Annotated in this window: 25 protein-coding genes; 9 read left to right on the top strand and 16 right to left on the bottom strand. The window is 63.0% G+C overall.

Going from position 1 to position 24628, the window contains the following annotated elements; translation table 11 throughout:
* The 5 genes from ribB to ACP15D_RS18010 all read right to left on the bottom strand — a co-directional run bounded on the left by ribB (position 1) and on the right by ACP15D_RS18010 (position 4024).
* Positions 1-1149, bottom strand: coding sequence for a 3,4-dihydroxy-2-butanone-4-phosphate synthase (gene ribB, locus ACP15D_RS18030; protein ID WP_424958796.1), 1149 nt, complete (start codon positions 1147-1149; stop codon positions 1-3).
* Complete coding sequence (locus ACP15D_RS18025) at positions 1146-1739, bottom strand: riboflavin synthase (protein WP_424958795.1); 594 nt, start codon at positions 1737-1739, stop codon at positions 1146-1148. Before ACP15D_RS18025 ends, ribB begins: the two co-directional genes overlap by 4 nt.
* Positions 1740-1781: 42 nt before the next feature.
* Positions 1782-2915, bottom strand: a complete 1134-nt coding sequence (ribD, locus tag ACP15D_RS18020; protein WP_424958794.1) for a bifunctional diaminohydroxyphosphoribosylaminopyrimidine deaminase/5-amino-6-(5-phosphoribosylamino)uracil reductase RibD — start codon at positions 2913-2915, stop codon at positions 1782-1784.
* A 3-nt stretch (positions 2916-2918) separates the two neighbouring features.
* Positions 2919-3452 (bottom strand): transcriptional regulator NrdR, encoded by a 534-nt coding sequence (gene nrdR / locus ACP15D_RS18015; protein ID WP_424958793.1) that lies wholly within the window; start codon positions 3450-3452, stop codon positions 2919-2921.
* 143 nt (positions 3453-3595) lie between these two features.
* Positions 3596-4024, bottom strand: coding sequence for a winged helix-turn-helix transcriptional regulator (locus ACP15D_RS18010; RefSeq protein ID WP_424958792.1), 429 nt, complete (start codon positions 4022-4024; stop codon positions 3596-3598).
* A gap of 106 nt (positions 4025-4130) precedes the next feature.
* Between ACP15D_RS18010 and ACP15D_RS18005 the strand changes: the two genes are divergently transcribed.
* A complete protein-coding gene (locus tag ACP15D_RS18005; protein ID WP_424958791.1) occupies positions 4131-4733 on the top strand; it encodes a flavodoxin family protein in 603 nt (200 codons plus the stop codon).
* Positions 4734-4801: 68 nt separating this feature from the next.
* Here the strand turns inward: ACP15D_RS18005 and glyA are convergent, their stop codons facing one another.
* From glyA to ACP15D_RS17980, 5 genes are all read right to left on the bottom strand, one after another.
* Positions 4802-6097, bottom strand: a complete 1296-nt coding sequence (gene glyA / locus ACP15D_RS18000; protein WP_424958790.1) for a serine hydroxymethyltransferase — start codon at positions 6095-6097, stop codon at positions 4802-4804.
* Between the two features lie 169 nt (positions 6098-6266).
* Positions 6267-7502 carry a 5-aminolevulinate synthase gene (gene hemA, locus ACP15D_RS17995; RefSeq protein WP_424958789.1) on the bottom strand — a complete coding sequence of 412 codons (1236 nt, stop codon included), beginning with the start codon at positions 7500-7502 and terminating at the stop codon, positions 6267-6269.
* Positions 7503-7664: 162 nt separating this feature from the next.
* Positions 7665-8912, bottom strand: coding sequence for a L,D-transpeptidase family protein (locus ACP15D_RS17990; protein ID WP_424959268.1), 1248 nt, complete (start codon positions 8910-8912; stop codon positions 7665-7667).
* A gap of 239 nt (positions 8913-9151) precedes the next feature.
* Positions 9152-9661: a transcriptional regulator LdtR gene (gene ldtR / locus ACP15D_RS17985; RefSeq protein ID WP_072375971.1), complete on the bottom strand. Its 510-nt coding sequence runs from the start codon at positions 9659-9661 to the stop codon at positions 9152-9154.
* A gap of 161 nt (positions 9662-9822) precedes the next feature.
* Complete coding sequence (locus tag ACP15D_RS17980; RefSeq protein WP_424958788.1) at positions 9823-10941, bottom strand: enoyl-CoA hydratase/isomerase family protein; 1119 nt, start codon at positions 10939-10941, stop codon at positions 9823-9825.
* A 169-nt stretch (positions 10942-11110) separates the two neighbouring features.
* On the opposite strand from ACP15D_RS17980, the gene ACP15D_RS17975 reads away from it, so the two are divergent.
* Together ACP15D_RS17975 and hemB are read left to right on the top strand one after the other, a co-directional pair.
* Positions 11111-12166: an extensin family protein gene (locus ACP15D_RS17975; RefSeq protein WP_424958787.1), complete on the top strand. Its 1056-nt coding sequence runs from the start codon at positions 11111-11113 to the stop codon at positions 12164-12166.
* Positions 12167-12264: 98 nt separating this feature from the next.
* Positions 12265-13344 (top strand): porphobilinogen synthase, encoded by a 1080-nt coding sequence (gene hemB, locus ACP15D_RS17970; RefSeq protein ID WP_424958786.1) that lies wholly within the window; start codon positions 12265-12267, stop codon positions 13342-13344.
* A 55-nt stretch (positions 13345-13399) separates the two neighbouring features.
* Here the strand turns inward: hemB and ACP15D_RS17965 are convergent, their stop codons facing one another.
* The 3 genes from ACP15D_RS17965 to ACP15D_RS17955 all read right to left on the bottom strand — a co-directional run bounded on the left by ACP15D_RS17965 (position 13400) and on the right by ACP15D_RS17955 (position 15003).
* A complete protein-coding gene (locus ACP15D_RS17965; RefSeq protein ID WP_424958785.1) occupies positions 13400-13807 on the bottom strand; it encodes an EF-hand domain-containing protein in 408 nt (135 codons plus the stop codon).
* Positions 13808-13966: 159 nt separating this feature from the next.
* A complete protein-coding gene (locus ACP15D_RS17960) occupies positions 13967-14479 on the bottom strand; it encodes a DUF2155 domain-containing protein (RefSeq protein ID WP_424958784.1) in 513 nt (170 codons plus the stop codon).
* 122 nt (positions 14480-14601) lie between these two features.
* The gene (locus ACP15D_RS17955) at positions 14602-15003 is read right to left on the bottom strand and encodes an NADH:ubiquinone oxidoreductase subunit NDUFA12 (RefSeq protein WP_424959267.1); all 402 of its coding nucleotides are present in this window, start codon (positions 15001-15003) and stop codon (positions 14602-14604) included.
* Between the two features lie 605 nt (positions 15004-15608).
* Between ACP15D_RS17955 and ACP15D_RS17950 the strand changes: the two genes are divergently transcribed.
* The 3 genes from ACP15D_RS17950 (at position 15609) to ACP15D_RS17940 (ending at position 20390) form a co-directional block, all read left to right on the top strand.
* Positions 15609-19376, top strand: a complete 3768-nt coding sequence (locus ACP15D_RS17950; RefSeq protein ID WP_424958783.1) for a vitamin B12-dependent ribonucleotide reductase — start codon at positions 15609-15611, stop codon at positions 19374-19376.
* Between the two features lie 11 nt (positions 19377-19387).
* A complete protein-coding gene (locus tag ACP15D_RS17945) occupies positions 19388-19624 on the top strand; it encodes a hypothetical protein (RefSeq protein ID WP_424958782.1) in 237 nt (78 codons plus the stop codon).
* A 154-nt stretch (positions 19625-19778) separates the two neighbouring features.
* Positions 19779-20390, top strand: coding sequence for a hypothetical protein (locus ACP15D_RS17940; RefSeq protein WP_424958781.1), 612 nt, complete (start codon positions 19779-19781; stop codon positions 20388-20390).
* Positions 20391-20567: 177 nt separating this feature from the next.
* Here ACP15D_RS17940 and ACP15D_RS17935 read toward each other — a convergent pair whose 3' ends face one another.
* The 3 genes from ACP15D_RS17935 to ACP15D_RS17925 form a co-directional block, all read right to left on the bottom strand.
* The gene (locus ACP15D_RS17935; RefSeq protein ID WP_424958780.1) at positions 20568-21113 is read right to left on the bottom strand and encodes a hypothetical protein; all 546 of its coding nucleotides are present in this window, start codon (positions 21111-21113) and stop codon (positions 20568-20570) included.
* Between the two features lie 15 nt (positions 21114-21128).
* Positions 21129-21857: a septal ring lytic transglycosylase RlpA family protein gene (locus ACP15D_RS17930; RefSeq protein ID WP_424958779.1), complete on the bottom strand. Its 729-nt coding sequence runs from the start codon at positions 21855-21857 to the stop codon at positions 21129-21131.
* 165 nt (positions 21858-22022) lie between these two features.
* On the bottom strand, positions 22023-22766 hold the full coding sequence (locus tag ACP15D_RS17925) for a competence/damage-inducible protein A (RefSeq protein ID WP_424958778.1): 744 nt from the start codon (positions 22764-22766) through the stop codon (positions 22023-22025).
* Positions 22767-22817: 51 nt separating this feature from the next.
* Between ACP15D_RS17925 and sfsA the strand changes: the two genes are divergently transcribed.
* From sfsA to ACP15D_RS17910, 3 genes are all read left to right on the top strand, one after another.
* Positions 22818-23531: a DNA/RNA nuclease SfsA gene (sfsA, locus tag ACP15D_RS17920; protein ID WP_424958777.1), complete on the top strand. Its 714-nt coding sequence runs from the start codon at positions 22818-22820 to the stop codon at positions 23529-23531.
* Positions 23532-23657: 126 nt separating this feature from the next.
* Positions 23658-24194, top strand: a complete 537-nt coding sequence (gene msrB / locus ACP15D_RS17915; protein ID WP_424958776.1) for a peptide-methionine (R)-S-oxide reductase MsrB — start codon at positions 23658-23660, stop codon at positions 24192-24194.
* A 22-nt stretch (positions 24195-24216) separates the two neighbouring features.
* Positions 24217-24621, top strand: coding sequence for a YkvA family protein (locus ACP15D_RS17910; RefSeq protein WP_424958775.1), 405 nt, complete (start codon positions 24217-24219; stop codon positions 24619-24621).
* Positions 24622-24628 lie beyond the last annotated feature (7 nt).

The following is a 24628-nucleotide window of genomic DNA, read 5'->3' as shown; positions in this document are numbered from 1 at the left end:
TTACTCGATTTTTCTTGTGTCGACGATGCGCAGTCCGAAGCCTTCCAGGCCGACGTAGACGTGGGCTGGCGAATTGGTCATGAGGATCATGTCGCGAACGCCAAGATCGGTGAGGATCTGCGAGCCGATGCCGATCTCCACCTGACGGCGTTCCTGCGCACCCGCGGCCGGCTTCTTCGGCTGAGCGCGCGAGGCGATCCATTCGGACATAAGTCGGGGGCGCAGGTCGCGGATCAACACGACAACACCGCGTCCTTCGCGTTCGATCATGCGCAATGAGTTGGTGATCTGCGAGGTGTCGCCGGCTTCGCCGACGCCGAGGACATCGCCGAGCAGATTGACGGCGTGCACGCGCACGAGAACGGGACCCGGCTCGGTCAGGTCGCCTTTGACGAGCGCCAGATGCTCGGCGGGCTCGACAGTCGTCTCGTAGACGTGCATGTCGAAGCGACCGACTGAAGTTGCGATGCTCGTTTTGGCGACAGCACGGACGATGTGGTCGTTGCGCAGGCGATAGGCGATGAGCTCGTCGATCGCGCCGATCTTCAGGCCGTGCCGCTGGGCGAAGGTGACGAGATCGGGCAGGCGCGCCATGGTGCCGTCGTCGTTCATGATCTCGCAGATGACGGCCGCGGGATAAAGACCGGCGAGGCGTGCCAGATCGACCGACGCTTCGGTGTGTCCAGCGCGGATCAGCACGCCGCCTTCGCGCGCGACGAGCGGAAACACGTGGCCAGGCGAAACGATGTCGTCGGCGCTCTTGGTCGTATCGATGGCGGTCGCGATCGTGCGTGCGCGATCGGCTGCGGAGATGCCGGTAGAAATCCCCTCGCGCGCCTCAATCGACTGCGTGAAGGCGGTGCGATTGCGCGAGCGGTTGTTGCCGACCATGGCGGCAAGCTGAAGCTCGCTGGCACGTGCGCCCGTCAGCGTGAGGCAGATGAGACCGCGTCCATACCGCGCCATGAAGTTCACAGCGTCGGGCGTTGCCATCTGCGCAGGGATGACGAGGTCGCCCTCGTTCTCACGCTCTTCGGCATCGACGAGGATGACCATCCGACCATTGCGCATGTCCTCGAGGATCTCAGGGATCGACGACAGGCAGCCACGGCCTTCCGAGATGGCGTATTTGCCAACTTCGTGCGTCACGGGCGAAACTCCAGGAGCCGCGCGATATAGCGCGCGAACAGGTCAACTTCCAGGTTGACCATCTGCCCGGGGGTTTTCGCGCCCCAGGTGGTCACCGTCAAGGTGTGCGGGATGAGGTTGACGCCAAAGCGGCAATCGGAAACCTCGTTGACAGTCAAGGAAACGCCGTCAAGAGCGACCGAGCCTTTCGGGGCGATGTAAGGGGCAAGGTGCTCGGGGACTTCGAAGGAAAAGCGCTGGCTTTCCCCGTCGGCCACGATGTCCACGATGCGTGCAGTGCCGTCGACGTGGCCGGTGACAAGATGCCCGCCCAGCTCCTGACCTAGTCGCAACGCCTGCTCGAGGTTGATCTTTTCGCCCGGCTTCCAGTCTCCGAGCGTCGTCTTACCGCAGGTCTCGTTGGAGACGTCGACGGTGAAGACGCTTCCCCCAGCGTCGCTGGCGATCGACGTCATCGTCAGGCAGCAACCATTGCATGCCATCGAGCCGCCAACCTCGAGCTTGTCGGCAGAAAAATGCGAGCGGATGGTGAAACGGCCTCCATCACGCGCGATGACCTCGCCAGTGTCGGTGACTATGCCGGTGAACATGCCCTGGCTTTCCTTCCTGCCTTAGCGTCTTTCGTTGCCCGTCTAGCGGCGGATGCCGCGATGCCACGGCCGGCGGAGCGCGATCATATCGTCACCGCCGATCGTTCGCCGATCGTAAATGTCGAAGCCTTCGCTAGAGATATAGCGTCGAAGTGCGGCTATAGCGCATGCGGGGGACAGCTCGGCGCCGTCGGGCCCGCGAGCGTGGAACATCACAGCCTCGTCAACAAGGCCCGCGTTGGAAAACGCGGCCCAAGTTGCTGGACCACCTTCAACGAGAAGCCGCGTCACACCCTTGGCGACCAAAGCTTCCATGATGGCCGGGAGCCAGAGTTCGCCCGCAACCAGCCGGGTGGGGATGATCGTTGCCCCTTTGTCTGCCAGGGCAGAAGCGTCGGAACCTTCGGGGCATACGACCCATAAAGGAATTTCGCGCGCAGTGCTTGCGAGTCTGGACTGCTCAAGGCCGTCGAGCGTCCGCGCCAGGACAATGCGTATCGGAGAGTTGGCAGCGAGGCCCGGCAGCCTGCAGTTGAGCAGCGGATCATCATCGAGCACGGTGCGGCGGCCGACAAGGATGGCATCGGAACAGGCGCGGAGCAGATGGCCGGCCGATCGTGCCCCCTCTCCCGTCACCCAGGTCGGCTGGCCCTCACCACCGCGCGGCACGCCGCCGGTGGCATCAAGGGCAAGCTTAAGCGTCACCAGCGGGCGGCGCTCCGTGACGCGCAGGATGTGTCCTGCTGTCACCCAGTGCGCCGCGTCGGCCAACACGTTGCGCTGCACGGCAAGGCCGGCCTGGCGCAGGCGCGCCAAGCCGCGGCCCGCGACGCGCGGATCAGGATCCTCGATACCGCAGACGACGCGCGCCAACCCCGCCGACACGATGGTATCGGCGCACGGTGGCGTAACCCCATAGTGCGAACAGGGCTCCAAGGTGACGTACATGGTGGCGCCCCGGGCACGCTCCCCGGCGCGCGCTATGGCTTGAGGCTCTGCGTGCGGGCGGCCGCCCGGAGCTGTCCAGCCGCGGGCGATCACCTCGCCAGTGCGCTCATCGGCAATCACGGCGCCGACCGCTGGATTTGGCGCCGTGCGCCCAAGCCCGCGCGCGGCAAGGCGCAGCGCAACGCGCATCATCTGGATGTCAAACCCGCTGGGCTCGGACGCGCCCATTGCTCAGTGCTTCTTGAGGCGGGCTGTCTCCGCAACGGAGCTCTCGAACGCAAGGTGCTGAGTTGTGTCATGATCGCCGACGACGGGCTCGGCTGCGATTTCGCCGAGCACCTCGTGGAAGTCGGCAGCCTCGCGGAAGTCCCGATAGACGGATGCAAAGCGCACGTAGGCGACGGGATCGAGGCCGCGCAGCGCCTCCATGACGAGACCGCCGATGGTGGACGAGGCGACCTCGCTTTCGCCTGCGCTTTCGAGCTGGCGGACGAGGCCCGACACCATGCGCTCCACGCGATCGCAGTCGACAGGGCGCTTGCGCAGCGCGATCTCGATCGATCGCATCAGCTTGTCGCGATCGAACGCCACCTTGCGGCCAGAGCGCTTGACCACTGTGAGTTCGCGCAGCTGCACACGCTCGAAAGTCGTGAAACGGCCACCGCAGTCGGGGCAGACGCGGCGCCGGCGAATGGAGGCGTTCTCCTCGGTCGGACGGCTGTCTTTGACCTGCGTATTCTCGCCGGCGCAGTAGGGGCAGCGCATGGCGCGACACTCCTTGAGGGTTATTGGTCTTTGTTATTGAGGCTCGTAGCTGCGGCCAGCTTCGGTACCGACTCGTAGCCGAATTCCGATGCAGTTGAAACGGGCTGCCAAACATCGCTGTGGGGCAGATCCGCCTTTCACGCTCATGGCTTCTGCCTCTCACGCGCCTCGAACGCATCGCGCGCTGCGATCACCTGCTCGAGGTGCTCTTCTGCCCACGAGCCAAGACTGCGGACGAGGTCCGACAGGGAGCGGCCGAGCGGGGACAGCTCATACTCTACGCGGGGTGGCACCTCGTGATGGTCGATACGGTTGACGATGCCGTTGCGCTCCAGCTCGCGCAGCGTTTGGGTGAGCATTTTCTGCGACACTCCGCCAATCAGCCGCATGAGATCGCTGTTGCGCATGCGGCCATCGCGGAGCGCGGGCAATATCAGCAGCGTCCACTTATCGGCGATGAGTTCCAGGATCGCACGGGAAGGGCACGCCTCGACGTAGACGTTCGTCGGGGGAGGCTCGGGATTGGACGGCGACCCGAAGAGGCCGCGCGTGAGCACATGTTTGCTGACCATGGATACGTCACGTCGCAGGTAGTTACCAAAAGGTGCGTACTTCACTGGTGGTGCCTCTAGCATATATCCCGGCTCACAGGGATTTCAACCAACTGGAGCACGGGTCATGGCTAGAATTGCAATCGTCTATCATTCAGGCTTCGGGCACACCGCCGTCGTCGCCGAGCACGTTGCCAAGGGAGCCGGGGCGGTTCCCGGGGCAACCGTCAAGCTGATCAAGGCAGACGAGCTTTCCTCGCCCGACACCGGCCCGTGGGCCGAGCTTGCCCAGGCCGACGCGATCATTTTCGGCGCGCCGACATATATGGGCTCGGCGTCCGCTGTCATGAAGCAGTTCATGGATGCGTCGTCGAAGGTCTGGTATGCGCGCGGCTGGAAAGACAAGGTCGCCGCAGGCTTCACCAACTCTGCCAGCCAGTCGGGCGATAAGCTATCGACGCTGGAGCAGTTCTCCGTCTTTGCTGCGCAGCACGGCATGATCTGGGCCGGCAACAGCATGCTGCCCGGAAACAATTCGAGCGCTGGCTCGGTGGAGGACGACAATCGCCTCGGCGCGTTCCTCGGTCTGATGACGCAATCCAATGCCGACCAGGGCCCCGATGTTACGCCTCCGCGTAGTGACCGGCACACGGCAGAACTGTTCGGTCAGCGTATCGCCGAAGTGGCGGCCCGCTGGGCGAGCGGGGCGGCGCAGCGCCAGGCTGCGTAATCGATTCAGAAAAGCAAAAGGCCGGCTGCGGAGAGATCCTGCAGCCGGCCTTTTTAATTGCGCCGATCTCAGTAGATCGGGAAGCGCTCGCAGAGGGCGATGGCCTGGGCCTTCACCTTCTCTTCGACGGCGCCGTTGCCAGCTTCGCCGTTCTTGGCGAGACCGTCGAGAACCTCGGAGATCATGCGACCGACTTCCTGGAACTCGGCGACGCCGAAGCCGCGCGTGGTGCCAGCCGGGGCGCCGAGGCGGACACCCGAGGTGACCATCGGCTTCTCCGGGTCGAACGGCACGCCGTTCTTGTTGGTGGTGATGTTGGCGCGGCCGAGGGCCTTCTCGGAGACGTTGCCGGTCAGCTTCTTCGGGCGCAGATCAAGCAGGATCAAGTGCGTGTCGGTGCCGCCGGAAACGAGGGCAAAGCCGTTGTTCACCAGCACTTCGCCCATCGCCTTGGCGTTCTCGATCACATTCTTCGCGTAGATCTTGAACTCGGGACGCAGGGCCTCGCCGAACGCAACCGCCTTACCGGCGATGGCGTGCATCAGCGGGCCGCCCTGGATGCCAGGGAAGATCGCCGAGTTGATCTTCTTGGCGATGTCCTCGTCGTTGGTGAGGATCATGCCGCCGCGCGGGCCGCGCAGGGTCTTATGCGTCGTCGTGGTGACGACGTGCGCGTGCGGGAAGGGGCTGGGATGCTGGCCACCGGCGACGAGGCCTGCGAAGTGGGCCATGTCGACCATGAGGTAGGCGCCGACCTCGTTGGCGATGGCGCGGAACTCAGCGAACTCGATGTGGCGCGGATAGGCCGAGCCGCCGGCGATGATGATGCGCGGCTTGTGCTCGAGCGCGAGCTTGTAGACTTCGTCCATGTCGATGCGGTGCGTGTCGGGGCGCACCATGTACGACACCGGCTTGAACCACTTGCCAGACTGGTTGACGGGCGAGCCATGCGTGAGATGGCCACCGTGGGCGAGGCTGAGGCCGAGGATGGTGTCGCCCGGCTGCGCGAGTGCGTTGAACACGCCCTGGTTGGCCTGGCTGCCCGAGTTCGGCTGCACGTTGGCGAAGCCGCAGCCAAACAGCTTCTTGGCGCGATCGATGGCGAGTTGCTCGACGACGTCAACGTACTGGCAGCCACCGTAGTAGCGCTTGCCGGGGTAGCCTTCGGCGTACTTGTTGGTCAGCACGCTGCCGGCGGCTTCGAGCACGGCCTTGGAAACGATGTTCTCGGAGGCGATCAGCTCGATCTCATGCTGCTGCCGGCCCAGCTCGTTCTTGATGGCATCGGCGATTTCAGGATCGCTCTCGCTCAGGGTGGCGGAGAAAAATCCGCTCTTTGAGGGCTCAGCCTTAGCGTTCAACATTCGTGTTATCCTTGCTTCTCGGACGGATGAATGGGTGGCATGCGGGCGGGCGGGCTGCCTGCAGTCTCGTACCATAGTAGGAGGGCGCCGCGCCGGGCTCAACCCGTACAGCTTCTCGCGGCTTCCAACTAGCGGTTTTTGCGGGGTGCGCCGAAGCGCGCAGCCGGCCTTATTCCGCCGCCAACCGTACGTACTCGCCTTTGGCGACCGGGCAAGCCTGCCAGAGCTCTGTCAGCGCGCTGATGAGCTGTTCGACCTGGGCTTCATTGTGCACCGGCGAAGGCGTCAGCCTGATCCGCTCGGTGCCGCGGGGCACCGTCGGATAATTAATGGGCTGAGCATAGATCGCGTAGTGCTCGAGGAGCGCGTCGGTTACGGCCTTGCAGTGCACCGGATCGCCGATGGCGACGGGCACGATATGGCTCGGCGACTGCATGACCGGCAGGCCAGCGTCGGTGAGGCGGCCCTTGACCTCGGCGGCACGCTCCTGAAGTTGCGCGCGCTCGATCTGGCTCGACTTCAGGTGGCGGATGCTGGCCAGAGCACCTGCTGCGATGGCCGGTGCCAGCGAGGTGGTGAAGATGAAGCCGGCAGCGTACGAGCGGATGGCATCGCAGCAATCGCGCGAGGCGGCAATGTAGCCGCCCATGACGCCGAAGCCCTTGGCGAGCGTGCCGTTGATGATGTCGACGCGGTGCATGACGCCGTCGCGCTCGGCGATGCCGGCGCCGCGGGGCCCGTAAAGGCCGACGGCGTGGACTTCGTCGAGGTAGGTCATGGCGCCGTATTTCTCGGCGAGGTCGCAGATCGCGCCGATGGGGGCGATGTGGCCGTCCATCGAGTAGACGCTCTCGAAGGCGATGATCTTCGGCGTGGCGCGGTCGTATTGCTTGAGCTGCGCCTCGAGGTCTTCGATGTCGTTGTGGCGCCAGATGTGCTTGGGGCCACCGCCATGGCGGATGCCGGCGATCATCGAGGCGTGGTTCTTGACGTCGGAGAAGATGACAGCGCCGGGCAGGAGCTGGGCAAGCGTGGCGAGCGTGGAATCGTTGGCGACGTAAGCCGAGGTGAACAGCAGCGCGGCTTCCTTGCCGTGCAGGTCGGCAAGCTCGGCTTCGAGCTGCACGTGATAGTGCGTGGTGCCAGAAATGTTGCGGGTGCCGCCGGAGCCGGCGCCGACCGTATCGATAGCCTCGTGCATGGCGGCGAGAACAGCCGGATGCTGGCCCATGCCGAGATAGTCGTTAGAGCACCAGACGGTGATGGGGCGCGCGGCTTCTGCCTCAACGAAGTGGTCGGCTGCAGGATAGTTGCCGCGGCGGCGCTTCAGATCGGCGAATACGCGATACCGGCCTTCACGATGAATGGCGTCGAGCGCATCCCTGAACTGCTTTGCATAGTCCATCAGGCGACTTTCACTCCCCTAGGCATATTTTTCGTTATCATCGCCCGGTAATCCCTGGCGAGCAACGTGTCTATTGTCGCGCGACCAATCAAGATGACAACGCGAAATTCACCGATCTCCAAGCACGAAGCCTTGATGCCGGTCAACCGTGCACCGCGACATCTAATACGCAGATGCGACGTCGCCCACGCCGTCCTTTAGGTAAATATCCGGGCGGAACTGCGTAACTCCGTCAGGCGTCGCCCAGGCAGTCACGTATGCAAAAAAGAGCGGCACGGGCCGACGCAGACGGACGAACTTCGTCTCACCGGACTCCTTGAGATGCGCCACCTGTTCAGGCGTGCCCTGACCGGCGAGGAGCCATGCGGCAAGTTGCTCGATGTTTTGCACGCGGACACATCCCGAGCTGGCCGCTCGGAAATTACGACCGAACAGCGACTCCTTCGGGCTGTCGTGCATGTAGACGGAACTCGAGTTGGCGAAGTTGATCTTCAGAAAGCCGAGCGGGTTGTCCTTTCCAGACGCCTGCCGATACGAAAGCGAAAACGGCTGCGAGGAATTCCAGTCGATCGATTCTGGGTTGAGCTTCTTGCCACCCTGGTAGGCGTCGATGCCGAACTTCAGGAGCACGTTGCCGCCCGACTTCTGCATGTCGCGGCCCTTGGGGATCAGGTCCTCCTTGATGACCGTGGGCGGCAGCGTCCAAGCCGGGTTGAAGGCGAGGTCGGTGATCGTCGAGCGCAAAAGCGGAGTTGGACGGTCGGGTTTTCCGACGACGCCCGAGTATCGCGCCACCACGGCATTGTTCTCCACCGCCTCGACATGCGCGGCGGGGATATTAACGAGCACATAGCGCTTGCCGACAAGCTTCGTCAGGTCGGTGAGGCGGGCAAGGTTGGCCTTCAACTGAGCCAGGCGCACCTCGGAGGGGACGTTGAGGGCGGCGATGGTGCGTTTGTCGACGACGCCCGTCGGGGCGAGGCCATTCGAGGCCTGGAAGCGCTTCACGGCCGTGTCGAGATCGGAGCCGAAGTGCTCGGGATAGTTGGTGTCCGAGTTCAGGTCGCCAGAGCGTGTCAGGCGGCGACGCAAAACGGCGACGGCCGGATCGGACGAGCCCTGCTCGAGTTCGACGTCAGGCATAAGCGGGAAGCCGCCGCGGGCGACAATCTCCTCGTAGTGGGCGATCGCCGCCTTGGTTGGAGCGAGATTGGCTTTCGACAGCGTCGGATAGCCCTTGGGCGGGTTCGACTGCCACTCGCGAACAAAGCTGCGGTCGTAGGTTCTATTATATTGGCCGGGCCCCTCGCCTACCGGGCCGAAGCGCAGAAAATCCTGCGCCACTCCGGGGGCGGCAATCGCCAACAGCCCCGCGCTTGCGGCCGCAACAGCGGCCAGCTTCCCCCACATCGAGCTCACGACAGCCCTCCCGTTTATGACAACGGCGTCATCGTCTTGTGGGCGCTGCGAAGTCCAACCACGCTGCATCTGGAGACGTTCGCGGCCCGCGTGCGCGAACGTAAGCCGGGGTCCGCGAGGAAGGCAAGCGATGCGCGGCAAGGAGAGCGAAAGGGGCTTAATATGCGAAGAGGAGCCGCGGCACACCGCAACTCCTCTTTGACAATCGTCGCTTTGCTGCGAAGCAGCAATCAGAGGCGATAGCGAATCTGATCGGACCAGAAGCGCTCAAGTCGAACGAGCGCCTTGTTGAGGTTGCGGAAGTCCTCTTCCGTGACCTCGCCCACGGTCTCAACAGAACCGAGCTGGCGCTGGTAGAGCTTCTGCACGACTTCGCATGCTTCCTTGCCCTTTTCGGTCAAGCTCACGCGGACAGAGCGGCGGTCGGTTTCCGAACGCTTGTAGTGAAGATAGCCCATGTCGACGAGCTTCTTCAGATTGTACGAGACGTTCGAGCCGAGGTAGTAACCGCGCGTCTTGAGTTCGCCTGCGGTCAGCTCGCTATCACCGATGTTGTAAAGCAGCAGCGCCTGTACGCTGTTGAGGTCGGCGCCACCAAGACGATCAAACTCGTCCTTGATCACGTCGAGCAGCAAACGGTGCAGCCTTTCGACGAGGCGCAGTGCTTGCAAATATTCCGATCGGAAGCTGTCTGTCTGAACTGGCGCACGATGGCGCGCCACATCGAGCGCAACACTCATAACTAGCCTCACACTGTTTGACGCCGATCCCGGGGAATTTTGTTTTTTCCGGGTTATGCCAACAGGTAGGGCATAAAACTAAAAGTCACCTAAATAGTCATAGTAAAAGAATAGTAGTCGGGGGTGCGCGGAACACTTTATTCAGCGAACCGCGCGGCCGATTATACCCGTGCAGCCTGCATTTCCGGCCTTGTTGGCAACACCATCTCATCCGGCCCCATGGGCACAAAATAATCGTCCACCATCTGCGCTGTCACATCAGAGATGGCCGCTGGATGCCACTTCGGATGGCCGTCCTTGTCGACAAGAACGGCGCGCACGCCCTCGTAAAAATCATGCGCATCGAGGAATCGGCAGGCGAGGCGATAATCGACGCATAAGGTTTGGCGAAGATCGAGCGTGTGTGCATCGCGAATGTGCCGGTGTGTAATCTTCAGAGATGTTGGCGAGCGCGAGAGAAGATCGGTAACGACGGCACTCGCCCATTCATTTTGCGATCCCGTCACGGCAGAAAGCCGTTCGATGATTTCTTCGACGGTGTCGGCGGAGAAGCTTGTCTCGATAAGCGAAGCATATGGCTCGAGCTCGCCAGGTCCGGGATCGACGTGGCGCTCGTCGAGCACTGTGTCGACGGGCCAAGTGTCGGCGAGTGCTGTCTTGATCTCATCGAAGCGCGCGGCAGGGATGCAGTGCGTCAGCAGTCCCAGCGCATAGGCGTCGGCGGCCCCAATCGCGCGGCCGGTCAGCCCGAGGTACATGCCGATGGCGTTGGGCATGCGCGACAGCGCCCAGGCGACGCCGACATCAGGGAAGAGGCCGATGGCGGTCTCGGGCATGGCGAAGCGGTAACGCTCCCCGGCAACGCGATGAGTGCCAAACAAAGTGATGCCGACGCCCGAGCCCATCACAGCACCATCGATCAGCGAGATGGTCGGCTTGGAGAAGCACTCGTGCAGCCAGTTGAGCGCGTATTCATCCTTGAAGGCGCGGCGGGCCCGCTCGCGGTCGTCTCGTCCCCAGCCGACGATCTCGCGCACGTCGCCGCCCGCACAGAACGCCCTGTCTCCAGCCGACTGAACGACGACGCAATACGTTTGCGCCTCGCGTGCAAAGCGCGGAAACGCCTCGGAAAGCTTGGCGCGCATGGCGGTGTTGAGCGCGTTGAGCGCGCGCGGCCGGTTCAGCGTGACCAGGCCACATGACCCTTTGGCCTCGATCAGCAACTCCTCTGGAGCCGCTTCCACCGATCCTTCGGCCTGCATCTGCGTGTTGGACGTCACGTGTTCACAACTTTCTTCTCTGCGGGAGGGCACTTGCGGCGCCTCATCATCAATCGGACTGAATCCCCTATACACTGGAGGCGATTACGAAGAAACTTTGCGCGGTTGATTCGCTTTTTCCTTGGCCGAAGAAGCCGTGCCACACCCTTGAACGGTGGAGACGCGAGATATGTTGCGATTCGGTGCAGGGCTGATGGTGGCGCTTGGTGTGCTTGCGGGGTATCTGAACCCCGCCATTGCAAAGCAGCCCGCACCGAAGGTCGAGCCGGCGCCAGTCCCTCCGCTGCCAGAGCGCAAGGATGCGAAAGCTGCTGCTGCCCCGCCGGCCGACGTCTGGAGCGCGGCCGAAATCGCCGCGGCCAAGTCGCGCTGCGTTGCCGCGCTGAAGCATATGGCAGCCGTTTACACCTACGAGACCCCCATCAAGGAAGGCGACTGCGGCGATCCGGCCCCTATCCGGCTGAGCAAGTTGTCAAACGTCACGTTCGAGCCTGCCGCACTCATCAATTGCGGCATGGTCGCCCCGCTCAATCAGTGGATCACGCGCGATTTGCAACCCCTTGCGCGCCGTCAACTCGGCGGGCGCATCACCAAAATCGGGGTGATGAGCGACTATTCTTGCCGCACTGCGCTTGGTCGCATCGGAAAGAAACTCAGCCAGCACGCCTACGTCGATGCACTTGATATTCGGGGCTTCGAAACCGACAAAGGGCGGCAGGTTGCCGTCCTGACCGGCTGGGGCGCTACAGAGCGGGACCTCGCCAAAGCCAAGCTGATCAAAGAGCAGCAGCTCGCCCTCGCCGAAGCGGCGAAGGCGAGGGCCACCGAGCCCAGCGGCACCGCGCCATCTGCCGACCGCGAGAGGATCCTCAAGCCTTCGCGCCTCGACGGCAACGACATGGTGGCGGCTATCCTGCCCGGCGGCGTCAATCAGCATCAGAAGGCCGCACGGCTCGGCGGCCCCGCGGACAAGTTCCCCGGGACGGAGAAGGCGCCGAAGCAGTCCGTTGCGACGGCGGGCACCAAGCCGATCAAGCTGAGCAAGGCAGCGCTTGCAGCGTTGTCCTCCCCTCCTGACCCTGCCCAGACCGGCTTCCTGCGCGGGGCTCACGCGGCTGCCTGCCGCATCTTCGGCACCACGCTCGGCCCGGAAGCCAACGAGATGCATCGCAATCACTTCCACGTCGACATGGCGGAGCGAAAGATTAAGAAGATCTGCGACTAAGTAGACGTCGCCAGAAGCGGTGCTTCGCTTGCCAAAGCCGGCCTGTTGCGTTGAGTTGCAGCAGGTTGCCCCGGATTGGCCGCCTCGGATGAGACCCCATGAAACCGCGCCCCCCTGCTCAGCAACTCGACACGACAGCCCGCCGCTCGAATGCCGCCGAAGGCGGTGGCGCACTCGGGGCCTTTCCCAGCATCCGACTTCGCCGCGCGCGGTCGACGCGATGGTCGCGCCGGCTGGTCGCCGAGCACCGGCTGACCGTCGATGATCTGATCTGGCCGCTGTTCGTCATTGAGGGAAGCAACAAGCGCGTACCGATCGCTTCGATGCCTGGTGTGGATCGGCTTTCGGTCGACAACATCGTCGCGGCGGCCGAGCAGGCCATGGGACTCGGCATTCCGGCGATCGCATTATTCCCCAATACCGAGCCGAAGCTGCGCTCCGACGATGGACGCGAGGCTTTCAATCCCGAGAACCTCGTCTGCCGGGCAACGCGCGCGGTGAAGGAGGCTGGTCTCGATATCGGCATCGTGCTGGACGTTGCGCTCGATCCTTATACGACACACGGCCATGATGGATTGATGCGCGACGACGAGATCGTCAACGACGAGACAATCGAAGCGCTGGTGCGCCAGTCGCTGGTACAGGCAGAGGCAGGCGCAGACATTCTGGCGCCATCCGACATGATGGATGGCCGTGTCGGCGCAATCCGTGTTGCGCTGGAAGAGAGCGGCTACGCCAACACGCTGATCATGGCTTATGCCGCGAAATACGCGTCAGCTTTCTACGGACCGTTCCGGGATGCTGTCGGATCTTCTGTCACGCTCGCATCATCGCAGAAGAAGCGCGACAAGCGCTCATACCAGATGGATCCCGCCAACACCGATGAAGCGCTGCGCGAAGTGGCGCTCGATCTTGCCGAGGGCGCCGATCTCATCATGGTGAAACCCGGCATGGCGTATCTCGACATCGTGCGGCGGGTGTCAGAGACGTTTCGCGTGCCGACGTTCGCCTACCAGGTGTCGGGCGAGTACGCGATGCTGCAAGCGGCTGCGCAGGCCGGCTGGCTCGATGGCGATGCAGTGATGATGGAGAGCCTGCTCGCTTTCAAGCGCGCGGGCGCTTCGGGCATCCTCACCTACTTTGCACCGCGCGCCGCGGCGATGATCAGCGAAGCCTGAAAGATGGGCGGGCCGAAATTGCTCCGGCCCGCGCTTGCCCGGTGACCCAGCGCGATCACACGAGCTTCAAGAACTTCTGACCCTTCTTAGACTTGAGCTCGGCTTCGCTGAGCGTGCCGTCGTTATCGGGATCGGCGGCCTTGAAGTCCTTCTCGACAATGGCGGTGTACTCGTTGAGGTCGAGCGTACCGTCGTTATCGGGATCGGCCTTCTTGATGGCGGACTTGTCGATGCGGCCCTTCAACTCCTTGGCGTCGAGCGTGCCGTCGTTGTCCTTGTCGAGCCTCTTGAACTCGGCAGTGGCGGCGGCCTTGGCTTCGTTCATATCGACGGTGCCGTCGTTGTCAGGATCGAGCGACTTCATCAGCGCGGCGTCGACCTTGATCTTTGCAGATGCGGGCTGAGCGATGAACGCTCCAGCGGCAAGCAGTAGCCCGAGCGAAAGGACTAGCTTTGGAAACATGAGCAGCACTCCGTTCTCTTTTTTCCTTGTGAGGGAGCGAGAGTGGCGGTGCCGTGGCTAGTCTTCCAGCCGAACTGCGGATGCCGGTAAGCGCGCGATGAGGTGCGCGACATGGAAACAGGGAAAATTTGAGAGAAAGTGCGCCCGCACGCGGCGCAATCAGCGACGCACGCGACGGCGGGGTGCGAACGGATCTTCCTCGGGCATGGCCGGTGCATCCGCGGCAGGCGCGTTGGGATCATCGGGATTGGCGCGCTGTGCGATCGTGCCTTTTGGCTTCTCGCACGCCGTCAGCCACACGTCGAAGACGGGATGCTCGACGGCGTTGATGCCGGGGCTTTCGGCAAACATCCAGCCGGTGAAAATGCGCTTTTCCTGACCGTCGAGTTGTATCTCGTCCACCTCGACGAACGACGTCGTCTTCGGTTGCTCTTCGGGTGGGCGCGAATAGCACACGCGCGGCGTGACCTTGAGCGCACCGAACTGCACCGTGGTGTTGAGCGGGACCTCGAACTTGGAGGTACGCGCCGTGACCTTGTCGAGGGCCGAGAAAATGGCGACACCGTTCTCGATACGGTCAGCCTGCGCGGGGACGGCAACTGCGAGCGTCACTCCGGCCGCTGCCATGATCATGGCGCGGCGCGCATGCCTTGCTGCGGTAATGGACGCCATGCTTGCTGTGCCGCGCTGCTGTGCGGCTCCCTGCTCTGCCTTTCCCTCGCGCGCGAGTGGGGCCGAAATGGGGAGCCGGAGAGCTTTGGCGATAGGCCTCACACCAAACGTCACGCTAAACGTCACGCTTCTGGGCGCCAGGGCTTGTAGTCGCCAGTCGCCTTGGGGCGGGCGCCGGTGGCCAGAATAGAGCCCGGTGGACGATAGGCGTTGGGCGTGCCGGTCTCGTTCGGGAGGTGCGGGCGCTGCCAGGGCCGGGGGACGTAGTTCTCTTCGGTCGGTGGCGTGTCGACCATGTAGTGCAGCCAGCCGTACCAGCCGGGAGGTACCTTCGAGGCCTCGGAGATGCCCGTGTAGGTGACCCAGCGGCGCGGGCGATCGAGCGGTCCTGTGCCCTTCCGCTGCTCATAGTAGCGGTTGCCGAACTCGTCTTTGCCGACGAGGCGCCCCTGGCGCCAGATCGTCAGGCGCGTGCCCCAGGTGTTGCCACCCCACCAGCAGAAGATCTCGCTGAAAATTCCCATTGCCCGTGCCCGCTGTTTCGCTGCCGCAACATGGCCGATCTCGCCCCAAACGGCAATGCGGCCACCCGATCCAGCCAGCAGAGGCAGATGCGCCACACCTGATATGCAACGAAGGTCGCGCTGGTGTCTGCCGCCCCTGGAATCGCCCTAGCTTGGCGTTTAGACGCCATTTCGCGGCAGCCGTTCTCAACACCCGCGCCGGCTCTTTATTTCCAAGGCCTTAGGCCAGGTTCCGGGCACAGCGCCCCACAGGAAATCCCCGACTTACCCAGCGCTTACTTGAGCGGCTATCTACATCTTGTGTGTCGCTATTGCCGATGTGGCAGCAACCCTACTACTGGTAGACGCATCCGACGAATCGAGCCAGCTTTGGCATCGACGCGACGGACATGGGGTGGCGGCCCGCCCCAATGCTCTTGTTGCCCACCAGTACCGGGTCCGTACGACCCACTCCAAACAACGCGTAAGCGGCAGGCGAAGACGCTGGAAACAGGCGTTTCCGCTGACGGGGAATTATGCCTGCCGCCGACAGCAGACGACTGACAGAACTCATGGCGTTTTCTTGTTTCTCGTAGACGCCCCGACATGCCAACCGGGGGACACTTATGAAGATCACGCGGCGCTTCACCACTGCAGATGCCTCGCCTTACGACCTGATCGAATTCCGCCGCGCAACCAGCGAGATCAAGAACCCGGACGGCTCGATTGTGTTCCGTCTCGACGGCTTCATGGTGCCGGCGCAGTGGAGCCAGGTCGCCGCCGACATTCTCGCGCAGAAGTACTTCCGCAAGGCAGGCGTTGCTCGCCGCCTGAAGAAGGTGGAGGAGACCCAGATCCCGTCCTGGGCTTGGCGCTCGGTGCCCGACGAGAAGGCACTGGCCGAGCTGCCCAAGGAGGAGCGCTACGGCGGTGAGGGCGACGCGCGGCAGGTGTTCGATCGCCTTGCCGGCACCTGGACCTACTGGGGCATCAAGGGCGGCTATTTCACCACCGAAGAAGATGCGCATGCGTTCTATGACGAGATGCGCTACATGCTCGCCATGCAGATGGCGGCGCCGAACAGCCCGCAGTGGTTCAATACCGGTCTGCACTGGGCGTATGGCATCGATGGCCCGGGCCAGGGACATCTCTACGTCGATTTCGAAACGGGCAAGCTGACGGAGTCGGCTTCCGCCTACGAGCATCCGCAGCCGCACGCCTGCTTCATCCAGTCGATCGAGGACGATCTCGTCAACGAGAACGGCATCATGGACCTGTGGGTGCGCGAGGCGCGTCTGTTCAAATACGGCTCGGGCACTGGTTCTAACTTCTCCAAGCTGCGCGGCGCCAACGAGAAGCTGTCGGGCGGCGGCAAGTCGTCGGGCCTCATGAGCTTCCTGAAGATCGGCGACCGGGCTGCCGGCGCGATCAAGTCGGGCGGCACGACGCGCCGTGCCGCAAAGATGGTCGTCGTCGACGTCGACCATCCGGACATCGAGGAATACATCAACTGGAAGGTGAAGGAGGAGCAGAAGGTTGCTGCCCTCGTCGCCGGCTCGAAGATCTGCCAGAAGCGGCTCGCCGCGGTGATGAAGGCGTGCGTCAACTGCGATGCGGATGGCGATGCCTGCTTCGATCCTGTCAAGAACCCGGCTCTGAAGCGTGCCATCAAGGAAGCGCGTCGCGACGAGGTGCCGAACAACTACATCCTGCGCGTCATCCAGTTTGCGCGTCAGGGCTATCGCGACATCGAATTCTCGACCTACGACACCGATTGGGATTCTGAAGCCTATCTGACCGTGTCGGGCCAGAACTCCAACAACTCGGTGCGCGTCACCGACGAGTTCTTGAACCTCGTCGAAGAAGACGGCGATTGGGAATTGAAGTCTCGCCTCTCGGGCAAGCCGCACAAGACGCTGAAGGCGCGCGATCTTTGGGAGCAGATCGGCTTTGCGGCGTGGGCCTCGGCCGATCCCGGCATCCAGTTCCACACCACGATCAACGACTGGCACACGTGCCCGAAGTCGGGTCCGATCCGCGCTTCGAACCCGTGCTCTGAGTACATGTTCCTCGATGACACGGCGTGCAACCTCGCCTCCGTCAACCTGATGACGTTCCGTCAGCAGGACGGCACGTTCGATGTTCCCGGTTTCGAGCACGCATGCCGGCTGTGGACCGTCGTTCTGGAAATCTCGGTGCTGATGGCGCAATTCCCGTCGCGCCAGATCGCTGAGCTTTCCTACCGCTACCGCACGCTGGGACTAGGCTTTGCCAACATCGGCGGCCTGCTAATGGCGAGCGGCATCGGCTACGACTCGGCTCCCGGCCGCGCCATTTGCGGTGCGATCTCGGCCGTGATGACCGGCGTCGCATATGCGACCTCGGCGGAAATGGCGCGCGAGCTCGGCCCGTTCGCCGGCTATCATGCCAACGCTGCCGACATGCTGCGCGTCATCCGCAACCATCGTCGGGCCGCCTACGGCCTCAGGGACGGCTATGAGAAGCTCGAGACCAATCCGGTGCCGCTGGACCACGAGTCGTGCCCGGAAGTTGCGCTGATCGACGCTGCAAAACGTGCGTGGGACCGCGCCATCGCGCTCGGACAGGCACACGGCTTCCGCAATGCGCAGGCGACCGTCGTCGCGCCGACCGGCACGATCGGCCTCGTCATGGATTGCGACACGACAGGCATCGAACCCGACTTCGCGCTGGTGAAGTTCAAGAAGCTCGCCGGTGGCGGCTACTTCAAGATCATCAACCGCGCGGTGCCTGAAGCTTTGCGCACGCTCGGCTATCGTGAGGCGGAGATCGCGGAGATCGAAGCCTATGCGGTCGGTCACGGCTCACTGGCCCAGGCTCCGGCCATCAACTCTTCGACGCTGCGCGCGAAGGGCTTCGACGACGAGGCGCTGGCCAAGATCGAAGCTGGCCTCGAGAGCGCATTCGACATCAAGTTCGTCTTCAACAAGTGGACGCTCGGTGAGGACTTCATCGTCTCCAAGCTGAAGATCGCTGCGGACAAGGTGAAGGATCCGGCGTTCGATCTGCTGACGGGGCTCGGCTTCTCGAAGAAGGACATCGAAGCGGCGAACGAGCACGTTTGCGGCGCGATGACCCTTGAAGGTGCTCCGCACCTCAAGGTCGAGCACCTGCCGGTGTTCGACTGCGCCAACCCGTGCGGCCGCAAGGGCAAGCGCTATCTCTCTGTCGACAGCCACATCTACATGATGGCCGCGGCGCAGCCGTTCATCTCGGGGGCTATCTCCAAGACCATCAACATGCCGAACGAGGCGACGGTCGAGGACTGCAAGGCTTCCTACATGCTGTCGTGGAAGCTGGCACTGAAGGCCAATGCGCTCTACCGCGATGGCTCGAAGCTGTCGCAGCCGCTCAACGCGCAGGTGTTGGGCGACGACATCGACGAGCAGGAAGATGCCGCCGAGCAGATGCTGGCCGACAAGCCGCAGCTGCAGCGTGCGCTTGCTGCCGCCGAGAAGCTGGCGAAGCGCGTTGCCGAGCTGGAATCCTCGCTGAAGTCGGCTAACGAGCGCTCGAAGCTGCGTGAGCGCGACCGGATGCCGAACCGCCGCAAGAGCTACACGCAGAAGGCCACCGTCGGCGGCCATAAGGTGTACCTCCACACCGGCGAGTACGAGGACGGCAAGCTGGGCGAGATCTTCATCGACATGCACAAAGAAGGCGCCGCCTTCCGGTCGCTGATGAACAACTTCGCCATCGCCATCTCGCTCGGCCTGCAATACGGCGTGCCGCTGGAAGAGTTCGTGGAGGCCTTCACCTTCACGCGCTTCGAGCCGGCTGGCCTCGTCACCGGCAACGAGACGATCAAGAACGCGACGTCGGTACTGGACTACATCTTCCGTGAGCTTGCGGTGTCGTACCTCGGCCGTCACGACCTGGCGCACGTCGATCCGCACGAGATCGTCGGTGAGACGGGCCTTGGCTCGTCCGACGAGGAGACCGACGAGACCCTCGGCCTCGATCTGCCAGAGCAGGTCACCAAGGTCGTCTCGAAGGGCTTCATGCGCGGCAACCTGCGGCTGGCATCGGGTGGCCGTAGCCAAGCGGAGATGCGCGACAGCTTCAGCGAAGATGTCGTTTCATCGTCCTTCCCGGTGGTGGAAGGCGATACGGCGCTCTACCCGATGAGCGATGGCGCAACGGCACTCAAGGCCGATACATCGGTGATGTATTCGCGCACGACGGTGACGCGCGCCGAGGTTCAGGTGAAGACGCGAGAATCCGATCTGAGAGCGGAGGCACGTATCCGCGGCTATGAAGGTGAAGCCTGCCGCGAGTGCGGAAACTTCACGCTGGTTCGCAACGGCACCTGCCTCAAGTGCGACACGTGCGGTGGCACGAGCGGCTGCTCGTAAGGGAGGCGGCGATGACCAAACTCGCTGATCTTGTCCCACTGTTCGAGATGACGGCTGCCGAGCTTCGGCAGCGTCGTTTCGACGAACTGCTCGAAGCGCGCACCAACCCGTTTTCGGTGCGCGAGATGAAGGCGATGGAGGCCGCCAAGGCCGACGAGCGAGCGCGTGAATACGACCGGGCGGCCAAGCGCCACCAGTTGTGGATCACGCGCATGCTGCAGGCCTGTCCATCGCGAGCAGATGCCTGAATAGCAGCGGATGGGCCCCTTTCGGGGCCCTTCCAATTTCCAATCGATGCGTATCTTGCGTTGCGATCAGCCTGGGGACGGCCTGGGGACAAGCCGTGCATGGACAAGGGAATCGCGTCAGCATCTCGTCGAGATGTTCCGCGCGGGGGACGCGATGAGCGATGACGATTCGATGAAGCGGCTCGAGGCACCGGCCAGCATTTATCTGCTGGCCGAGCACTTGGATGCTGCGCTGGCCGCGGGCGAGGACCTCACCGGCGTGCTGTTCATCTGGCCGGGGGCGGCACCGCGCGAGCCCGAAAAGATCGCTGAACTGCGCGAGGGCCAGCGCTCGGCGATCGAGCGCATCCGCACGTTCGAACTGGCACTGATCTCACGCATCCTGAAGGGGCGCGAATGGGCCGAAGAGGTCGCGGAAAGCGAAGAGCGGTTCGCGATGATGGCACGGCTCTATCTTGCCGGCACGGCCGTGCTGCTCGATGCCGTGGAGGAATGCGCGGACGTCAGCGCAGCTGATTTCGATGCGGGGAGCGAGCTTCTAGCCTACGTGCGCGGCCGGGGGATGATACCGGCAGACGCGCCCGCGATTTCCGACACGACACCGCTGGTGGCCGGCGAGGACTTTCTTGTCGCGCGGCGCATCCCGCTAGGCCCGCTGCTGGACCTTGCAGCGATGTTTCTCGATACGCTGGAAGCAGAATACGAGCTGTTCTTCCGCTATGAAGATAGCGGCTCGTTCGGACTTCCAGCCTCGCATCTGCTCTAGCGCTGCCCCCTCACCCGAGGCTCATTTACATTCGCCTCGGCCTCTCCCCATTGGGGAGAGGCTAAGTGAGTTGCTGACGGGCAACCCTGAAGAGCTCCAGGCGGATGTTTCTGGAAATTGGCAAATGAAAAACGGAAGCGACCTGCGATCGCCTCCGTTTGAGATGTCACGACCAGACTAGAGCGGACGGAAGTTGTCCTGCATCGTCTGGCCGGCGCTGCGGCCGCCATCACTGTGGCCGTAGGTCGAATAGCCCGAGTCATAGGCGACGCGCGGACGATACGACCCGCGATCCTCGCGATAGCCGCTGCTGCGGCTGGAGCGACCCTCGTAGCTGGCAACATCGTTGTCAGTCCGCGAGCGGCGCGACTTGCTGGCCGTCTTGCTCGACTTCGACTTCGATTTCGATGCCGACTTTGAAGTCTTCTTTTTCGCCTTAGCTTCCTCGTCATAGGCAGCAGCGGCGAGCTTCGCCTTGGCGCTCTCCTTCGCGTCGTCGCTCTTTTTCTTCGGCGCGACGGCCGTGATGGACGACGTCTCCGTTACCGGCGGCATCTTGGCCGAGAGCTTCACCGGGCCATCGATCACGCGGTCCTCGTCCCAGCGGGACTGGTTGACGGACTGATGCGTGCGCGACTGCCCGATGCCATGGTCGTTATGGCTCTGCGTGGTGAAGCCGCCGAAGGCGAGCGACGTGCTCGCCGGCGTGTAAGCAACGTTCATCACGCGACCCATCGCCTACGGGGCCTCGGCAACGAGCATGTTGCCGGCGCCGACGCTCTGACCCGAGAACGCATTTGCGGTCGTGACAGGCGCGAACGGCGAGCCGGTCGTTGCCTTGAAGGCGAGCACGACGGCCATGCCGCGCTGCGCATCATCGAGGCTCGCATACTGGCCGATGTCACCAGGAACCGGATCGTACTCGCGGTTCTTCTTGTAGCGGGCTTCTTCAGGTTCGGGTGCCTTGATCACCTTCACCTTCAGCTTGGCGACGCCGTCGCCTTCAAAGCCGAGCTTGCGGGCGGCTGCGCGCGAAAGGTCGAGCGTGCGGTTACCCCAATAGGGACCAGCGTTGTTCACGCGTACGACGAGAGCGCGCTTGTTGGACGGGCTCCAGACGAGGAGCTGCGTGCCATCGGGATAGATGGGGCTCGCGGTGTTGTCCGGGCGGTCGGGGTGAAAACGCTCACCCGAAGAGGTCAGGCCGCACGGATTATAACGATCTTTACTGCAGTCGTCGTAGTGAGAGGCAGTGACAGACTGCTCGACGCCCACCAGCTCGTGCGTCTCTTCAATAGTTTTAACGCGATGGCATTTGCCAACGAAGCAATAGGTCTTACCCGGCGTCTTCGCCTCGACCGGCGATGTCATGACTGCCGGAATGGCCACCGCGGCGATCGCAGAGGCGACCGAGGCGATGCACGCTAGGCGAACGCGCTTCGCCCAGGTGGATGGTTTCCACGCCATTACAGAACTCCGTCGTTGTTTCTTTTTTGCGCCGCGAGAACGAAGGAGCGGAAGCTTTGTTCCGCGCCAACTCCCCCCGGAGCGGCTTGCATCAAACAGCAGGAAGAGGAGATAACGCGGCGAATCACTGCGTAAAGCCGCCGCTGCGACGCATGGCCGCGATTTTTACATTAATCCGCGCGCAGCAAGAACGCGTTCCAATTCTTCCCGCGCGGCTTTCAGCAATGCTGAATCTGTTGAGCGCAGAACGAGTTGCGTAGAGACGCGTCCGTCGGCGAATGACGGATAGCTACCCATTGCAACATCTGGAAATGTTTTTTGATGGGCAGCGAATAAGTCCGCGACCTCGCCTTCCGGCCGCTGAAGCTGGATCGTTTCAGTGAGCATCTTGGCGCCCGTGCGCAATCTCGGCGTCACGTCGTCGAGCATGACCTGCATGATATCGGGCACGCCGGCGAGCACGATCACGTTGTCGATCATGAAGCCGGGCGCAACCGAAACGATGTTGGTGATGAGCTCGGCACCGAGCGGAATACGCGCCATTCGCAGTCGCGCGCTGGTGGCCTCGATGCCGCGCCGCGCGAAGTAAGCCATGAGCAATTCGACAGCGCGGGGATCATGATCGATCGGAACGTCGAATGCTTTCGCAATGGCATCTGCAGTGATGTCGTCGTGGGTCGGTCCGATGCCGCCGGTGGTGAAGAGATAGTCGTGACTTTTGCGCAGGGCGTTTACGGCCGCGACGATCGCAGACTCGTCATCGGCGACGACGCGCACCTCGCGCAGGCGGATGCCCACGCGCGTCAAATGAGCGGCGATATAATTGATGTTGCGGTCGGGCGTGCGGCCCGAGAGAATCTCGTCGCCGATCACCAGAACCGCTGCCGTGACGATCTCCTCGCTGCTCAAGGCGGGCTCTCCCAGTTGGCGGTTGGCTGTCTTAGCACTTAGGCTGGCGGCATGCGATTCCCCTCCCCGCTCGTGCGCGGCCGCCTCGAGAAAAGATACAAGCGATTCCTCGCCGACGTGGCGCTGGATAACGGCGAGCGGATCACGTGCGCGTGCCCCAATACCGGGTCGATGCTGGGGCTTGCGAGCCCGGGCGCGCGCGTATGGCTGTCGCGCAGTGATGCTGCGAGCCGGAAGTATCCGCACACCTGGGAGTTGGTCGAGGCGGACCTTGGGAGTGGTCCGACGCTCGTTGGCATCAATCCGATGCATCCCAATAAGCTCGTCGCCGAGGCCATCATGGCCGGGACGATCCCGGAGCTTACTGGGTATGCCGGCTTGCGGCGCGAGGTGAAGTACGGCGCGGCGAGCCGCGTCGATCTGCTGCTCGAGGATGGGCCCCGGGGACTGTGCTACGTCGAAGTGAAGAACGTACATCTAATGCGCCGCTCCGGCTGCGCCGAGTTCCCTGATAGCGTGACCTCGCGCGGGGCAAAGCACTTGGCTGAGCTGGCGAGCATGGTCGCGCAAGGGCACCGAGCCGTGATGGTCTATCTGGTGCAGCGCGCGGACGCCGAGACCTTCTCGATCTCAGGCGACATCGACCCCATCTATCTTGCGGCATTCAAGGCGGCGACTGATGCCGGGGTCGAGGCGGTCGCCTACCGCTGCCGGCTGAGCGCGGAAGAGATCGCGGTCGAATGCCCCGTGCGGATCACGCGCTGAATTGATTTCCAGCCATCATGAAGCTTTTCTAATGTAACGAAGGTGGTGCTGCTGCGTATTCAGGAGCAACACCAACAAGAAGCCGGCGCAGCAACAGCCGGCGTCAAATGCACCAGGGAGGTGCCAATGCTGACCCGTCGGACATTCGGCCTTGCCAGTCTCCGCACTATTGGAAGTCTGGGCCTGGCTGCTGCCGCCGCCAGCGGATTGCGTGGGCCGCTTGCCTACGCTGACGAGGAGAAAATGACGACAGCCACCGAGACCAAGTTCGAAGTCACCAAGACGCCCGAGGAGTGGCGCCGCATCCTGACGCCCGAGCAGTACAACGTGCTACGCGAGCACGGGACCGAGCGCGCCGGGACGAGCCCGCTGGACAAGAACTATGCTGACGGCACCTACGATTGCGCGGGCTGCGACCTGCCGCTGTTCTCGTCGGAGACTAAATTCAACAGCGGCACCGGTTGGCCGAGCTTCTATAAGCCGCTCGACAATGCAGTAGGTGATACTGTCGATAAGAGCTTCTTCATGACGCGCACGGAGATTCATTGCCGACGCTGCGGAGGGCACCTCGGGCACGTGTTCGAGGATGGGCCGCCGCCGACGGGCCTGCGCTATTGCATGAACGGCGTTGCGCTGAAGTTCGTGCCGAAGGCCAGTGGCTGAACCGACCAGCGGAGGCGCTCTGATGACGACATCGGCCGATGCTTCGATCATGGGGCGCCTGCGCAGCTGGGCGCGCAGCATCAAGCGCGACGTGCATGCGCTTTATCTATCGGCGCGTGATCCGCGCGTGCCTTGGTATGCCAAAGCGGTAGCGCTGGCCGTTGCAGCCTATGCGCTGTCGCCGATCGACCTGATCCCGGATTTCGTTCCGGTGATTGGATACCTCGACGACCTCATTTTAGTTCCTCTGGGAATTCTTCTGGCGGTTCGGCTCATTCCCGCGGACGTGCTCGCCGAGCATCGCGCGACCGCAACCGACGCGCGCCTTGCTCCGAGCCGGGGTGCGGCTGCCGTGATCATCGCTATCTGGATTGGCCTTGCGCTAGTCGCCATTGGCGCGGGGCTTCGCTACCTCGAAACCAAGTAGGACAACT

The organism is Hyphomicrobium sp. 1Nfss2.1 (genome assembly GCF_965243865.1).
In the GTDB taxonomy this organism is placed as follows: Bacteria; Pseudomonadota; Alphaproteobacteria; order Rhizobiales; family Hyphomicrobiaceae; genus Hyphomicrobium_A.
Note: the sequence above shows the minus strand (reverse complement) of the source record. Positions and strands in the feature narration are given on the sequence as shown.